Raw genomic sequence first — 16047 nt, 5'->3', positions numbered from 1 at the left:
TTAATAAGGTCCGTGGATTACTCGTCAGCGTTATCGCTGCTGTCGCTGTCATCACTATCAGCGCTATCAGCGCCTTCGTGCTCAGGACGGTCGCGACGCTCACGGCGCTCACTGCGGTTTTCTTCTGCCTTGAGCATCTCGGATTGGCCAGTAACGGCTTCTTCGCGACGGATGACCAGGTTACGGATCACTGCATCGTTGTAGCGGAAGTTGTCTTCCAGCTCGGCCAGGGCCTTGCCAGTGCACTCAACGTTCAGCATCACGTAGTGAGCCTTGTGAACATTGTTGATTGCGTAGGCCAGTTGACGACGACCCCAATCTTCCAGACGGTGGATTTTGCCGCCGTCTTCTTCGATCAGCTTGGTGTAACGCTCAACCATGCCGCCGACTTGCTCGCTTTGATCCGGGTGGACCAAAAAGATGATTTCGTAATGACGCATGAATGCTCCTTACGGGTTGTAGCCTGCCGCTCAAAAACGGTCAGACAAGGAGTGAATGACACTTATGGATCTTGCCGCAGGGAGGCACATCGGTGCCTGCCAGGAAGGCAAGGGGCGCAATTGTAGAGAAGGGGAAGAACGGGCGCAAGGTGATTGGTGATTATTTGAACAATCGCCCAGACACCACAAAAGCAAATGTGGGAGGGGACAGCCCCCTCCCACATGTTGGTTCTACGCCAGGCTTGGAATTACTTCTTCGCCTTGGCCTTGGCACCACGCTGACGCTGGGCCTCAAACAGGCACACGCCGGTCGCGACCGACACGTTCAGGCTGCTGACACTACCGGCCATCGGCAGGTGCACCAGGTAATCGCAATGTTCACGGGTCAGGCGACGCATGCCCTTGCCTTCGGCCCCCATGATGAGGATGGTCGGGCCGGTGAGGTCCTGGTCATAAATGCTGACCTCGGCCTCTCCCGCCGTGCCCACGACCCACAGGCCGCGCTGCTGGAGTTTCTCCAGGGTGCGCGCCAGGTTGGTCACGGCCACCAGCGGAATCACTTCCGCCGCGCCACAGGCGACTTTACGCACCACCGGCGTCAAAGTAGCCGACTTGTCCTTCGGCACAATCACCGCCAGCGCACCGGCAGCATCGGCCGAACGCAGGCACGCGCCGAGGTTGTGCGGGTCGGTCACGCCGTCCAGCACCAGCAGCAGCGGTGCACCTTCGGTACGGTCGAGCAGCTCATCGAGCATCGCTTCGCCCCAGACCTGGCTCGGACTCACGTCCGCCACCACACCCTGGTGAACGCCTTCGACCCACACGTCCATTTCACGCCGTTCGGCCTGGCCGATGGCGACTTTGTTTTGGTTGGCCAACTCGACCAACGCCTGTACGCGCGGCTCGCTGCGACCTTCGGCCAGCCAGACTTGCTTGACGCGCTTAGGGTGGTGACGCAGCAGTGCTTCTACGGCGTGGACGCCGTAGATTTTTTCCAGACTCATGACTTGGCCTTAGGTTTGCGCGACCCGCCGCTTTTCGCGGGGGCCGAACCCGCTTTTGGCGGGCCTTTACGGTGTTTACTGGGCTTGCTCGACGGCTTTTCCGCCCCTTGGGACTTTCCCCCAGACGCCGCTTTACCACCGCTTTTGGCTTCGTTGAGCAACTGCTGCTTCAACTCACGGCTCTTGCGCAGTTCGGCGTTTTTCGCCGCCGCGTCGCTTGGGCGGTAGGCCTCGGGTGCTTTGTCCTTGGCTGCTGGACGGCGCCCGGCCTTGGCTGGAGCGGGCTCTGCAACTGCCGCTTTGGCGGGAGCGCCTTTGCCTTTGCTTGCAGGCGCGGTCGTTTCGCTGCCACGCTTTTTACGGCCCGGCGCTTCGGTGGGCTTGTCAGGCATGCCAAAGTCGATCTTGCGCTCGTCGAGATCGACGCGCATGACCTGCACTTCCACGGTATCGCCCAAACGGAAGCTGCGACCGGTACGCTCGCCGGCCAGGCGGTGGTGCACAGGGTCGAAGTGGTAGTAGTCACCCGGCAAGGCGGTGACGTGCACCAGGCCTTCGACGTAGATGTCGGTCAGCTCGACGAACAGGCCAAAGCCGGTCACGGCGGTGATCACGCCTGGGAACGACTCGCCCACGCGGTCCTTCATGAACTCGCACTTGAGCCAGTTCACCACGTCGCGGGTGGCTTCGTCGGCGCGGCGTTCGCTCATGGAGCACTGCTCGCCCAACTGTTCCAGGGCCGCTTCGTCGTACGGGTAGATCCGCGCCTTCGGAATGGTCATGGCACCCGCGCGCTTGACGTGCGGGGTGTTCTGCTTGGAATGGATCACGCTGCGGATTGCGCGGTGCGTGAGCAAATCCGGATAACGGCGAATCGGCGAGGTGAAGTGGGTATACGCCTCGTAATTCAGGCCGAAGTGGCCCTGGTTATCAGCGCTGTACACCGCCTGGCTCAGGGAGCGCAGCATCACGGTCTGGATCACGTGGTAATCCGGACGGTCCTTGATGCTGGCCAGCAGTGCCTGGTAGTCCTTCGGCGTCGGGCCGTCCTTGCCTTTGTGCAGGGACAGGCCCAGCTCGCCGAGGAACGCGCGCAGTTTTTCCAGGCGCTCCGGTGGCGGGCCATCGTGTACACGGTAGAGCGCAGGGATTTCGTGCTTTTTCAGGAATTCAGCGGTGGCCACGTTGGCCGCCAGCATGCATTCCTCGATCAGCTTGTGCGCATCGTTACGGGTGGTCGGGGTGATCGCGGCGATCTTGCGCTCGGAACCGAAGACAATCCGGGTTTCCTGGGTTTCAAAATCGATCGCGCCACGCACATGACGGGCACCCAGCAACACCTTGTACAACGCGTACAGCTGCTTGAGGTGCGGCACCACATGCCCGTACTCACCACGCAACGCCTTGGCTTCGCTGGTTTTCGGCTGTTCCAGGATGGTGCTGACCTTGTTGTAGGTCAGGCGCGCCTGGGAGTGGATCACCGCTTCGTAGAACTGGTAATCGGTCATTTCGCCGGTTTTCGAGATAGTCATCTCGCAGACCATGGCCAAACGGTCGACTTTCGGGTTCAGGGAGCACAGGCCGTTGGACAGCTGCTCGGGCAGCATCGGGATCACGCGCTCAGGGAAATACACGGAGTTGCCGCGTACCTGGGCCTCGTTATCCAGGGCCGAGCCGATCTTCACATAGCTGGAGACGTCGGCAATCGCGACGAACAACTTCCAGCCGCCGGAGAACAGGCGCAGCTTGCCGGGCTTGGCTTCGCAGTAGACCGCATCGTCGAAGTCGCGGGCATCTTCACCGTCAATGGTGACGAACGGCAGATGGCGCAGGTCGATGCGTTTTTCCTTATCCTTCTCTTCGACTTCCGGCTTGAGCTTGGCGGCTTCCTTGAGCACAGCCTCAGGCCAGACGTGAGGAATATCGTAGGTGCGCAGCGCGACGTCGATTTCCATGCCCGGCGCCATGTAGTTGCCGACCACTTCAACAATATCGCCCTGGGGCTGGAAGCGCGCAGTGGGCCAGTGGGTGATTTTCACCTCGACGAACTGACCGACCTTGGCAGCGCCATTGCGGCCCGGGGTGATCAGCACTTCCTGCTGGACCTTCGGGTTATCCGGCACAACAAAGCCGATACCGCCTTCTTCGAAGTAGCGGCCGACGATGGACTCGTGGGCACGGGACACCACTTCGACGATCACGCCTTCACGGCGACCGCGACGATCCAGGCCGGAAACCCGCGCCAGGGCACGGTCGCCATCGAACACCAGGCGCATTTGCGCCGGGCTCATGAACAGGTCATCACTGCCGTCATCCGGGATCAGGAAGCCGAAGCCGTCACGGTGGCCGGCAATGCGGCCGAGGATCAGGTCGAGCTTATCCACGGGTGCATAGGTGCCACGGCGGGTGTAGATCAGTTGAGCATCGCGCTCCATGGCACGCAGGCGGCGGCGCAGGGCTTCGAGCTGGTCTTCGGTGGTCAGACCGAACTCTTCGACCAGCTGCTCACGGCTAGCAGGCGAACCCCGATCGGCGAGGTGCGCCAGGATCAGTTCGCGGCTAGGAATAGGGTTTTCATATTTTTCCGCTTCACGAGCGGCCTCGGGATCGAGGGACTGCCAATCGGCCATTAGAGATTTTTCACCTTGTCTATATGCGGGTTAGTTTGGCATACGCGTATTGAAACGGGAAATTTCAGGCATCAACAAGCGTTTAAAAGCCTTTTACAGCCCTCGCCGCGCACCTTGCACGACCATTGGCGAAATTTTCCAGGTTTTTTTCATAGCGGGGGTTTACAGCTAAAAAACCGCTCCGTATAGTGCGCGCCATCGACGACGGCAACGTTGTTGATGTTGCCCAGGTGGTGAAATTGGTAGACACGCCAGCTTCAGGTGCTGGTGATCGCAAGGTCGTGGAAGTTCGAGTCTTCTCCTGGGCACCAAATTCAGATCAAACCCGCGAAAGCGGGTTTTTTCGTTTCAGGCTTCTGATTTTTAACGAGAAAATCGATTTATATTTTTCGAATCAGGGGTTTACAGATTAAAAAGCCCGCCGTATAGTTCGCCCCATCAACAGCGGCAACGTTGCTTGATAATGCCCAGGTGGTGAAATTGGTAGACACGCCAGCTTCAGGTGCTGGTGATCGCAAGGTCGTGGAAGTTCGAGTCTTCTCCTGGGCACCAAATTCAGATCAAACCCGCGAAAGCGGGTTTTTTCGTTTCCGGGGTTTGAAAACTCCACCAGCAATTTCCCCTCTTCGGCGCACTTGAGAAGTTTTATCGTTTATCCTTGCAATGATTTGTTGCACTCAAGTGAGGAAAACCCCGGATGATGATCCGCGATACCCGTCTCAAGACATCCCTTCTGCGTGGCCTGACCATCACTCTGCTCGGCCTGACCCTACTCTCCCCCGCCGCCTACTCCGCCGACAAAGTCTCCCTGACCCTGTACAACGGCCAACACAAAGAAGTCGGCGATGAACTCGCCAAGGCCTTCGAAGCCAGGACCGGTATTCACGTTAACGTACGCAAGGGCAGCAGCAACCAACTGGCCAGCCAAGTCGTGGAGGAAGGCGAACGCTCCCCTGCCGACGTGATCTACACCGAAGAATCGCCGCCATTGAACAAACTTGGCGAGCAAGGCCTGCTGGCCAAGATCGATGCGGGCACGCTCGACGTCCTGCCCAAGGAGTACGTCGGCCGTAACGGCGACTGGATGGGCGTGACCGCACGCACCCGCGTCGTAGCCTTCAACCCCAAACTGATTGCCGAGAAAGACCTGCCCAAGTCGGTATTGGATTTCGCCGGCCCCGAGTGGCAAGGCAAGGTCGGCTTCGTACCTACCAGCGGCGCCTTCCAGGAACAGGCCGTGGCGATCATCAAGCTGCACGGCCGTGAAGCCGCCGAAGAATGGCTGACCGGCCTGCGTGCCTTCGGCAAGGTGTACAGCAACAACATGGTCGCCCTGAAGGCCGTGGAAAACGGCGAAGTAGCCACCGTTCTGGTGAACAACTACTACTGGTTTGCCCTGAAGAAAGAAAAAACCAACCTCGATTCCCAACTGCACTACTTCACCGATGGCGATGCCGGCGGCCTGATCACCGTGTCTTCGGCGGCCGCGCTGAAATCCAGCAAGCATCCCAAAGAAGCCCAGCAACTGCTGGCGTTCATGGCCAGCGAAGAAGGCCAGCGCGTGATTACCACTACCTCGGCCGAGTACCCGCTGCGCAAAGGCATGGAATCCAACCGCGGCCTTAAGCCCTTCAGCGAACTGCAGCCGCCGAAAGTCACGCCTGCCGACCTGGGCAACGCAGAAGAAGCCCTGGACCTGGAACGTGAGGTTGGCTTGAACTGATGAACCCATCGCTACCCACACCCGCCCTGCGCGGGGGGTTCAGCCCGCGCCGCAAGCGCCCTTCGATCTGGCTGCTGCTCCCCGTCCTGCTACTGGTTGGCCTGAGCCTATTGCCACTGGTGTACGTCGGGCTGAAGGCCTGGCAGGCGGGCTGGGAGCAGGCGGTGCATCTGCTCTGGCGCCCCTATGTGTTCGGGCTGCTGCGCAATACCTTGGCGCTGATGGTCGGCGTGACGGTGGCGTGCGGCGTGATCGGTCTGTCCCTGGCCTGGCTGCTGGAACGCAGCAATCTGCCAGGGCGCCGCCTCTGGGGCGTGGTCCTGTGCCTGCCGTTCGCGGTGCCGGCGTTTGTCAGCAGCTTCACCTGGGTATCCCTGAGCGCCAACTTCGAAGGGCTCGGCGGCGCGATCCTGGTGATGACCCTGTCCAAATACCCGCTGGTGTTTTTGCCAGTGGCGGCAACCTTGCGCAACCTGGACCCTTCCCTTGAAGAATCGGCCCGCACCCTGGGGCTGAATCGCTGGGGCATATTCCTGCGCATCACCCTGCCCTTGCTGTGGCCGTCGCTGCTGGCCGGGGCACTGCTGATTGCCCTGCATATGCTGGTCGAGTTCGGCGCGCTGTCGATCATCGGCCTGCAAACCTTCACCACCGCGATCTACCAGCAATTCGAACTGGAGTTCAGCAATGCCAATGCCGCGATGCTTTCGGCGGTATTGCTGGTGATGTGCCTGACCCTGCTGTGGCTGGAACTGCGCGTGCGCGGCAAGGGCCGGCACGTGCGCATCGGCCAGGGCGCGGCGCGGCATGCGGCGCAGGTGCGACTGGGCAAGTGGGCGCCACTGGGCCAGGTGTATTGCCTGGCACTGGCGATCATCGGCAGCGGCATTCCCTTGGGCATGCTCGGCTATTGGTTGGCGGTAGGTTCCTCGGCGGCATTTCCAGTGGCCGAGATTGGTGAGGCATTGCTGTCCTCCCTGGCGCTGTCGCTGGGGGGCGCGGCACTGTGCCTGGCGCTGGCGGTACCGGTGGGGCTGCTGGTGGTGCGCTACAAGGGCCGACTGGCAATCTGGGCCGAGCGCCTGCCGTACCTGCTGCACGCCCTGCCCGGCCTGGTGATTGCGTTGACACTGGTGTATTTCGCCCTGCATTACGTGCCGGCGCTGTACCAGACGTCGGCGTTGCTGCTGATCGCCTATGGGTTGTTGTTTCTTCCATTGGCCCAGGCGCCGATCCGCACGGCCTTGAACAAAGCCGCACCGCAGCTGGAAGAGGCTGCGCGCACGCTGGGGGCATCGTCGCTCAGTGCGTTTTGCCGAGTGACGCTGCCGATTATTTTTCCGGCATTGGGTGCGGCATTTGCGCTGGTGTTCCTGGACGCCATGAAGGAATTGACGGCGACGCTGCTGCTCAGCCCCACCGGGCTGAATACCTTGGCGACTGCCGTGTGGGCGCACACCTCGAATGTGGAGTTTGCGGCGGCGGCGCCTTATGCGGCGCTGTTGATAGTGGTGTCGGGGCTGCCGGTCTATCTGCTGACAACTCGAATGTACTTGAGCCGCTGAGATCGCTATCGGGGGCAAGCCCCCGATGAGATCAGAACAGACGACGCTAAGCCCGGAACTGCCCCAAGCTCGCCTTCAACTGCGCCGCCAACCCATCCAGCACCTTGCCACTGGCGGTAGTCTCCACCACCGCCTGCGCCGCACGCTCGGCCTGGGCATGGATCACCTCGACACGGCCTCGTACCGCATGGGCGCCCTTGGCCTGGTGCTCGGCGGCGCGGGTAGCCAGGCCAATCGCTGCATGCACCTGCTCCACCGAGGCCTGCACCGTCTGCTGCAAGCGCACGCTGTCGCGCAGCACCAGCAAACCTTCGTTGGCCTGGCGCCCGGCCTTGCCGATGGTTTCCACCGCCTCCCGCGCGCCCTGCTGCAACGCGACGATATGGGCCTGGATATCGCCGGTAGAACTTTGGGTCTTACTGGCCAACGCGCGCACTTCGTCCGCTACCACCGCAAAGCCCCGCCCGGTCTCGCCCGCACGCGCGGCTTCAATGGCCGCGTTGAGCGCCAGCAGGTTGGTCTGCTCGGCGATACCATGGATGACCGTCAGCACCACTTCGATCTGCTCGCTTTGCTGGGCCAGGCGCTCGATGACCTGGGACCCGGCCTGGACCTGCCCCGCCAACGCCTCGATCAAACTGCCAACTTCGGCCGACGTGCGCGAGTTCTCGTCCGTCGCCTGACGAATATCCACCACCTGCTGCAACGCCGCCTGCATGGCGTGGCTTTCGGCCTGGGCCTCGTCGGCCATTTGCGACAGCGCGCGCAAACTTTCCGCCACCTCATCACGCTGCAAGCCAGCGGCCGCATCGGCGCCGGCATTGCGCAAGGTCATGGCGCCGATTTCCACGCCGGTACGCTGGGCCACATCGCCCGCCTCGCGCACGATAGGCTGCAACTTATCCACAAAGCGATTGACCGCCGAGGCCATGTCGCCGATTTCGTCCTTGCTGTTGATCTGCACGCGCTTGGTGAGGTCGCCCTCGCCTGCTGCCAGGTCATCCATGGCCGCGATAAGCAGTTTCAAGCGATTGACCACACGGCGGCCGAGAACCACGGCGATCAGCAGCAATACGCCGAAACCGACCAGCGCCAGCCCCATACCGATGCGCCAACGCAAGGTGCCGGCAGCCTCCTGCACGGCGCCGGTGGTGTTGACGGTCATCTGGGTCGCAGTGGCTTGCGCCGACTGCAGGCGAGCGCCCATGGCCGCCGCGCTATCCGCCGCGGCACCTTTGAGGCTGTCGCCGACCAACTGATCACCGCTGGCTATCAGTGCGGCAAAACGCTTGTCCAGCGCTTGCAGATCGGCCTCGACCGACGCGGTCGACACCCCCATGAGCACCTTGCCAATCTCCACGCCGTTAGGGCTGATGGACGCCTCGACGTAGAACACCGAAGGATCGTTCTTCGCGGCGTTCAGGACTTTGTCCAAGGCGCGATCGCCCTGGCCTTTTTCCAGCAACGCCTTGTTGATCGGATTTTCGCGATTCAGATAACGAGTCAGGTGCTCACCCGCCGCGTCGTCATAAACCACGAACAGCACGTTGGGATTACGCTGGGCGCGTCGGGCAAACTCGGACAGCGTTGGCACATCGCTGTCCCACATGGCGCGGGGCGCCACCGAGGCCAGCAGTTGCGCCATATCGTTGGCGGAGTCTTGCAGGTCTTTTTCCAGGGTCGCACGCAACTGTTTCTGCTCTGCCTGCAGGCGCTCGGAAAGCCCTGCGGTCAGGCGCTGACGGGTACTGGTGGACAAGCTGTCCAGGCTCGACGTGACTTCCTTGCCGGCCTGGGCCAACTCACCGGACAGCTTCTGGCTGTCGATGCCCAGGCGATTGCCTAAATCGGCCTCCAGCGCCGTGACTGTGCTCCGGGTGAGAGCGACCGCCACCAGCACTTGCACCAAAAGAGCGATACCTAGGGTAACGAACACCGGCCGCAACAGACGGCTTTGTAACAATGAGAGAACGGCAGACATCGGGAATCCCTCCATCACGGGTGCCATTAATTTGATAGCACCGCGAAAGAAAGAAACATAGCAAGGGTCGTGCCGCTTGGCATGCAGATACGACAAAGGGCTCCCGAAGGAGCCCTTTGCTTTTTACATCAATAGCTTATTAAGCGAACGGGTGACGCAGAACGATGGTCTCGTTGCGATCCGGGCCCGTCGAAATAATGTCAATCGGCGCACCGATCAGCTCTTCAACGCGCTTGATGTAGGCACGGGCATTGGCTGGCAACTCTTCCAGGGTCTTGGCACCCACGGTCGACTCGCTCCAGCCCGGCACTTCTTCGTACACAGGCTGCAGGCCCACGTAGCTGTCGGCGTCAACCGGGGCAACGTCCTTGCCTTCGGCATCTTTGTAGCCGACGCAGATGTTGATGGTTTCCAGGCCGTCGAGTACATCCAGCTTGGTGAAGCAGATGCCCGAGATGCTGTTCACATCGATCGCGCGACGCAGGATAACGGCGTCGAACCAGCCACAGCGACGAGCACGGCCGGTGGTCGCGCCGAATTCGTGACCTTGCTTGGCCAGGTGAGCACCGACTTCGTCGAACAGTTCGGTCGGGAACGGGCCCGAACCTACACGGGTGGTGTAGGCCTTGGTGATGCCGAGGATGTAGTCCAGGAACATAGGACCAACGCCCGAACCAGTCGCAACGCCGCCAGCAGTGGTGTTGGAGCTGGTCACGTACGGGTAGGTACCGTGGTCGATGTCCAGCAATGAACCCTGGGCGCCTTCGAACATGATGTCCTTGCCGGCGCGACGCAGGTCGTGCAGCTCGGCGGTCACATCCAGCATCAGCGGCTTGAGCAGCTCAGCGTATTCCTTGCACTCGGCCAGGGTCTTGTCGAATTCGATGGCTGGCTCTTTGTAGTAACCCACCAGCATGAAGTTGTGGTAATCCACCAGTTCACGCAGCTTGTCTTCAAAGCGCGGCATGTTGAGCAGGTCGCCCACACGCAGGCCACGACGCGCGACCTTGTCTTCGTAGGCCGGGCCGATGCCGCGACCGGTGGTGCCGATCTTCAGCTCGCCACGGGCCTTTTCACGGGCCTGGTCCAGCGCGACGTGGAAGGACAGGATCAGCGGGCAGGACGGGCTGATACGCAGGCGCTCGCGCACCGGTACGCCTTTCTCTTCCAGCTTGGTGATCTCGCGCAGCAGGGCATCCGGTGCAACCACGACGCCATTGCCGATCAGGCACTGCACGCCTTCGCGCAGGACGCCCGACGGGATCAGGTGCAAGACGGTTTTTTCGCCGTCGATGACCAGGGTGTGGCCAGCGTTGTGACCGCCTTGGTAGCGCACTACGGCGGCAGCATGTTCGGTCAGCAGATCAACGATCTTGCCTTTGCCCTCATCACCCCATTGGGTGCCCAGGACTACGACATTCTTACCCATAACACTTGTCCTCATTCGCGCAAACTTGGTGCCGGCGATGGCCGGCAGGAAAACTCAAGAAGCCAGTGGCGATACTTGCCAAAGCCCGTTCTGCAGAATCAATTGCCGGTCGCAGTCCGCTTCACGGGCGGCGGCCAATGGCTGCCCAGGCAATGCCTGGACAACACGCTGACCCTCACTGCGCAACTGGCAAACCTGCTGCCAGAGTGCTGCGTCCGTACTGTCGGGCATCCAGATGCCACCAGACGGCAGCTCGACCTCAGCACGCCCCAGGGTCACCAGGGTTTTCAAATCGGTGGAAAAGCCGGTGGCCGGACGCGCACGACCGAAATCGGCGCCGATGTCGTCGTAACGACCACCTTGGGCGATGGCCTGGCCAACACCCGGCACAAACACCGCGAACACCACACCAGTGTGGTAGTGGTAGCCGCGCAGCTCGCCCAGATCAAAATACAGCGGCAACTGCGGGAACCGCGCCGACAACCGCTCAGCAATCGCCAGCACGTCATCCAGTGCAGCCAATACCGGCGCCGGCGCCTTGGCCAGGCGCTCACGTGCAGCCACCAGCACTTCACGGCCGCCACACAGGTTGACCAGTGCACGCAGCATCTCGGCCAGATCCGCAGGCACCCCAGCGGTCAGGGCGATGACTTCATCGATCGCCTTGCGCTGCAGGGCATCGAACAGCTGTTGCTCGGCTTCACCGGACAAACCGGCCGCACGGGCCAGGCCACGGTAGATACCCACGTGACCGAGGTCCATGTGGACATCTGGCACATCAGCCAGTTGCAGCATGGCCAGCATCAGGCTGATCACTTCAACGTCGCTGCTCGGGCTGGCATCACCGTACAACTCCGCGCCCAACTGGATCGGGCTGCGGGAAGACGACAAGGCACGCGGTTGAGCGTGCAGCACGCTGCCGGCGTAGCACAGGCGGCTCGGGCCTTCGCGGCGCAGGGTGTGCGCATCGATGCGCGCCACTTGCGGCGTGATGTCGGCACGGAACCCCATTTGCCGGCCCGATTGCGGGTCGATGACCTTGAAGGTGCGCAGATCCAGGTCCTGGCCCGCGCCGGTCAGCAGGGATTCCAGGTACTCGATATGGGGGGTCACGACAAACTCGTAACCCCAGCTCTGGAACAGATCCAACACCTGGCGACGCGCTACTTCAATGCGCGCAGCTTCTGGTGGCAGTACTTCTTCGATGCCATCTGGCAGCAGCCAGCGGTCTACCGTTGCCATTACGCCATTCCCCTATGATCCGGGCGGCCAGCCCTCGGCCGAGCCTTGAGTGAAGCAGAAAATACCCGCCCTCTGCATAAACCACGCGCAAGAGCGACGTGACGAACGACCTGTTAACGGCCTCGTCGGGCACTTTCCTCGAAAAACCTGTCACGCCTGCCGAATCAAACATGCAGACGCAAAAAAGCCGGGAATTTCCCGGCTGCCGCATCATACACCCGTTTTCTGAAAGGATCACCCCGCCAGGCGTTTTAGCCGCCCGACGGAGTGCGCCCTACAAAATAACGGGCTGGTTACTTGGACTTTTCCAGGTAGCGGAAGAAGTCGCTGCTTGGGTCCAGCACCATGACGTCGGTTTTGTTCGCGAAGCTTTCACGGTAGGCACGCAGGCTACGGTAGAACGCGTAGAACTCCTGGTCCTGGCCATAAGCCTTGGCGTAGATCGCCGCAGCTTGAGCATCACCGTCACCACGGGCCTCTTCAGACTCGCGATAGGCTTCTGCCAGCAGTACACGGCGCTGACGGTCGGCATCCGCACGGATACCTTCAGCCAGCTCGTTACCCTTGGCACGGTGCTCACGGGCCTCACGCTCACGCTCGGTGCTCATGCGCTCGAACACGCTGCGGTTCACTTCCTTCGGCAAATCGATGGCCTTGACCCGAACATCGACAACTTCGATGCCCAGCTCTTTTTCCGCCATCGTGTTCAACGAACGGGTGATATCCGCCATCAGCGCATCACGTTCACCGGACACCACCTCGTGCAGGGTGCGCTTACCAAACTGGTCACGCAGGCCCGACTCCAGACGGCGCGACAAACGCTCGTCGGCAATCTGCTTGAGGCCGGAGGTCGCAGTGTAGAAGCGCTCGGCGTCCTTGACGCGCCACTTGGCGTAGGCGTCAACCATCACGGCTTTCTTTTCCAGGGTCAGGAAGCGCTGTGTCGGTGCATCCAGGGTCATCAGGCGGGCGTCGAACTTGCGCACCTGGTTGACGTAAGGGACTTTCACATGCAGGCCCGGCTGGACATCCGCCTGGACCACGCGACCGAATTGCAGCAGCACCGCACGCTCGGTCTGAGCCACGATGTAGAAGCAGTTCCAGGCAGCGATGACCACGACGACGCCCACAATCAGGGCGGTCAGCGATTTATTGCTCATCAACGACTCTCCCTGGTACGTGTTTGCTGTTGCAGCAAGTCAGCGGCCGCACGGGCGCTCGCTTCATTGGCAGCGGCATTGGAACCGGTGGACGGTGCACTGGAGCTGCTGCGACCACCTTCGATCATCTTGTCCAGCGGCAGGTACAGCAGGTTGTTCTGCCCACCCTTGCTGCCGGTCACGAGGACCTTGCTGGTATTGCTGAAGACTTCCTGCATGGTGTCCAGGTACAGACGCTCACGCGTCACTTCAGGCGCCTTGCGGTACTCGGCGACCAGCTTGGTAAAGCGATCCGCTTCACCCTTGGCACGGGAGACCACTTCGTCACGGTAACCGTTGGCATCCTCGAGGATACGCTGGGCCTGGCCACGGGCTTCCGGCACGACGCCGTTGGCGTAGGTTTCAGCCTGGTTGCGCGAACGCTGTTCGTCTTCGCGGGCGCGGATAACGTCGTCGAAGGCTTCCTGCACTTCACGCGGTGCCGCTGCGCTCTGTACGTTCACCTGGGTGACGGTGATACCGGTGCGATAGGTATCGAGGAAGCGTTGCAGGCGCTCCTTGATTTCGCTGGCCATCAGTTCACGGCCTTCGGTCAGCACCTGGTCCATGGCGGTGGAACCCACCACGTGGCGCAGGGCACTTTCGGTTGCGTGCTGCAGGCTGATTTCCGGCTGATCGACGTTCAGCACGAAGTCCTGCAGGTTGCTGATCTTGTACTGCACGGTCAGCGGCACTTCGACGATGTTCTCGTCTTCGGTCAGCATCTGGCCCTGCTTGGTGTAGGCACGCTCACGCGTGACGTTCTCCATGTACTTCTTGTCGATCGGCGGGAAATAGATATTCAGGCCAGGACCGACAGTCTCGTAGTACTTGCCGAAGCGCAGCACCACGGCTTGCTCCTGCTCGTCCACGACGTATACGGCGCTGTACAGCCATACGGCCGCCAACACGACAAGACCCAGGCCCAGCAGGCCGTAGCCGCCGCCCTTGCTGGTGCGACCACCTTCATCACCACCACGTTTTTTTCCACCACCGAACAACCCATTCAGGCTTTCCTGCAGCTTTCGGAAGGCCTCGTCGAGATCTGGTGGCCCCTTGCGGTCGCCATTATTGCGGCGCTTACCACCCCAAGGATCCTGATTATTCGAGTTGCCACCCGGCTCATTCCAAGCCATAGCGCTCTCCATCTGATAAAGCAAAGACGCACCCACGGCGCGCCGACCAATGCTACAGAATGCCTGCTACTGCGGCACAACCGCTTTCGGAGGCTTTTATTGCAAAGTGTGTTGTTCGATGAACTCTGTCGGTACTACGCCTTCACGGCTGACCAGCCGATTGAGCTCCGAGCGCGGCAATCGAACGGCCAGCAAGCTGACACCTTCTTCGTCGTGTTCTTCTTTCTGTACCGCGCCCAGCTCGAAAAACTGTGCACGCAGTCGAGCAAAACGCTGAGGCAAGCGCAAGGTGCCGACGAACAAATCGCTACCGAGCAATTCGGCAATGGCTTGTTCAAGCAGCTCCAAACCACTGCCATCGCGCGCCGACAGCCAGACCCGCTGGGGCTTGCCGTTCTCGTCGCGCTGGATTTGTGGCTCAACGCCTTCAAGCAAATCGAGTTTGTTATAGACCTCGAGGATCGGCAAGTCCTGGGCGCCAATCTCACCCAGCACGACCATCACCTGTTCAATCTGCAACATGCGATCCGGTTCGGCCGCATCGATCACGTGCAACAACAGGTCGGAATTGCTCGACTCCTCGAGCGTAGACCGGAATGCCTCGACCAGCTTGTGGGGCAGGTGCCGAATGAAACCCACGGTATCGGCCAGGACAATCGGCCCCAGGTCGTCAATATCCAGACGGCGCAAGGTCGGGTCGAGGGTAGCGAACAGTTGGTCAGCCGCGTACACGTCCGATTTGGTCACGTTGTTGAACAGCGTGGACTTGCCGGCGTTGGTATAGCCCACCAGGGACACGGTAGGAATATCGGCACGCGAACGGCCACGTCGCGATTGCTCGCGCTGGCTGCGCACCTTCTCCAGTCGGCCCTTGATCTGACGCAGGCGAACCCGCAGCAGGCGCCGGTCGGTTTCCAACTGGGTTTCACCCGGCCCCCGCATGCCGATACCGCCACCCTGACGCTCAAGGTGAGTCCAACCGCGAACCAGCCGGGTGCTCATATGGTCAAGCTGGGCCAGTTCTACCTGGAGCTTGCCCTCATGGGTACGGGCGCGTTGGGCGAAAATATCGAGAATCAGACCGGTGCGGTCGATCACGCGACACTCGAATACACGTTCGAGGTTACGTTCCTGACTGGGCGTGAGGGTGTGATTGAAGATCACCAGATCGGCTTCTTCGGCATGGACCAGGTCGCGCAGTTCCTCGACCTTGCCGCTGCCAATCAGGAATTTGGCGGTTGGCCGATGACGCGGCACGTTAAAAAACGCAACGGTCTCGGCGCCGGCCGAATTTGCCAACTCCTGAAACTCCTGCGGATCTTCGCGCGCCTCAGGGTCCTGTCCATCCAAGTGAACGAGGATGACTCGCTCACCACCACCGTGGCGCTCAAAGAACAAAGGAGACTCCTATCAGGCGTTACCTGGCTCAGCGTCAGCTGCATCATCACCGGCGGCGCTAGGCAGACGGATTGGACGAACTGGAACCACTGTCGAGATAGCGTGCTTGTAGACCATCTGGCTGACGGTGTTTTTCAGCAGGATCACGAACTGGTCGAACGACTCGATCGTGCCTTGCAGCTTGATACCGTTGACCAGGTAGATGGAAACCCCCACTTTCTCTTTACGTAAAGTATTCAAGTAAGGGTCTTGTAGCGAATGCCCTTTTGACATGTGCCGCACTCCTTTAAGGATCAATAA

At 60.9% G+C, this 16047-nt stretch carries 12 protein-coding genes and 2 tRNA genes; 4 read left to right on the top strand and 10 right to left on the bottom strand.

Translation table 11 applies throughout. The annotated features are described in order from the left end of the window. Positions 1-17: 17 nt before the first annotated feature. The 3 genes from rpsF to rnr all read right to left on the bottom strand — a co-directional run bounded on the left by rpsF (position 18) and on the right by rnr (position 4074). A complete protein-coding gene (gene rpsF, locus BB029_RS22845; protein ID WP_003171371.1) occupies positions 18-440 on the bottom strand; it encodes a 30S ribosomal protein S6 in 423 nt (140 codons plus the stop codon). Positions 441-688: 248 nt separating this feature from the next. Next, a complete protein-coding gene (gene rlmB, locus BB029_RS22840; RefSeq protein WP_003217493.1) occupies positions 689-1444 on the bottom strand; it encodes a 23S rRNA (guanosine(2251)-2'-O)-methyltransferase RlmB in 756 nt (251 codons plus the stop codon). Then, entirely contained in the window at positions 1441-4074 is a 2634-nt protein-coding gene (gene rnr / locus BB029_RS22835) for a ribonuclease R (protein WP_065940880.1), read from the bottom strand. The genes rlmB and rnr overlap by 4 nt, the downstream gene beginning before the upstream one ends. 224 nt (positions 4075-4298) lie before the next feature. Here rnr and BB029_RS22830 point away from each other — a divergent pair. From BB029_RS22830 to BB029_RS22815, 4 genes are all read left to right on the top strand, one after another. Further along, positions 4299-4385 (top strand) — tRNA-Leu (locus tag BB029_RS22830). A gap of 154 nt (positions 4386-4539) precedes the next feature. Further along, positions 4540-4626, top strand: a tRNA-Leu gene (locus tag BB029_RS22825). Between the two features lie 145 nt (positions 4627-4771). Further along, a complete protein-coding gene (locus BB029_RS22820; protein WP_065940879.1) occupies positions 4772-5797 on the top strand; it encodes an iron ABC transporter substrate-binding protein in 1026 nt (341 codons plus the stop codon). Beyond that, on the top strand, positions 5797-7362 hold the full coding sequence (locus BB029_RS22815) for an iron ABC transporter permease (protein ID WP_065940878.1): 1566 nt from the start codon (positions 5797-5799) through the stop codon (positions 7360-7362). The genes BB029_RS22820 and BB029_RS22815 overlap by 1 nt, the downstream gene beginning before the upstream one ends. Before the next feature lie 46 nt (positions 7363-7408). On the opposite strand, the gene BB029_RS22810 is transcribed toward BB029_RS22815, so the two are convergent. From BB029_RS22810 to hfq, 7 genes are all read right to left on the bottom strand, one after another. Continuing rightward, positions 7409-9343 carry a methyl-accepting chemotaxis protein gene (locus BB029_RS22810; protein WP_065940877.1) on the bottom strand — a complete coding sequence of 645 codons (1935 nt, stop codon included), beginning with the start codon at positions 9341-9343 and terminating at the stop codon, positions 7409-7411. 139 nt (positions 9344-9482) lie between these two features. Beyond that, a complete protein-coding gene (locus tag BB029_RS22805; RefSeq protein WP_027604896.1) occupies positions 9483-10772 on the bottom strand; it encodes an adenylosuccinate synthase in 1290 nt (429 codons plus the stop codon). Positions 10773-10826: 54 nt separating this feature from the next. After that, a complete protein-coding gene (locus BB029_RS22800; RefSeq protein WP_065940876.1) occupies positions 10827-12014 on the bottom strand; it encodes an ATP phosphoribosyltransferase regulatory subunit in 1188 nt (395 codons plus the stop codon). A 293-nt stretch (positions 12015-12307) separates the two neighbouring features. Beyond that, the gene (hflC, locus tag BB029_RS22795) at positions 12308-13174 is read right to left on the bottom strand and encodes a protease modulator HflC (protein ID WP_010213607.1); all 867 of its coding nucleotides are present in this window, start codon (positions 13172-13174) and stop codon (positions 12308-12310) included. Beyond that, positions 13174-14349 (bottom strand): FtsH protease activity modulator HflK, encoded by a 1176-nt coding sequence (hflK, locus tag BB029_RS22790; RefSeq protein ID WP_065925625.1) that lies wholly within the window; start codon positions 14347-14349, stop codon positions 13174-13176. Before hflK ends, hflC begins: the two co-directional genes overlap by 1 nt. 96 nt (positions 14350-14445) lie before the next feature. After that, positions 14446-15747, bottom strand: coding sequence for a ribosome rescue GTPase HflX (gene hflX, locus BB029_RS22785; protein ID WP_027604899.1), 1302 nt, complete (start codon positions 15745-15747; stop codon positions 14446-14448). Between the two features lie 12 nt (positions 15748-15759). Beyond that, positions 15760-16020 (bottom strand): RNA chaperone Hfq, encoded by a 261-nt coding sequence (gene hfq, locus BB029_RS22780; protein WP_003171355.1) that lies wholly within the window; start codon positions 16018-16020, stop codon positions 15760-15762. Positions 16021-16047 lie beyond the last annotated feature (27 nt).

This window comes from Pseudomonas sp. S3E12, assembly GCF_001702295.1.
In the GTDB taxonomy this organism is placed as follows: Bacteria; Pseudomonadota; Gammaproteobacteria; order Pseudomonadales; family Pseudomonadaceae; genus Aquipseudomonas; species Aquipseudomonas marginalis.
Note: the sequence above shows the minus strand (reverse complement) of the source record. Positions and strands in the feature narration are given on the sequence as shown.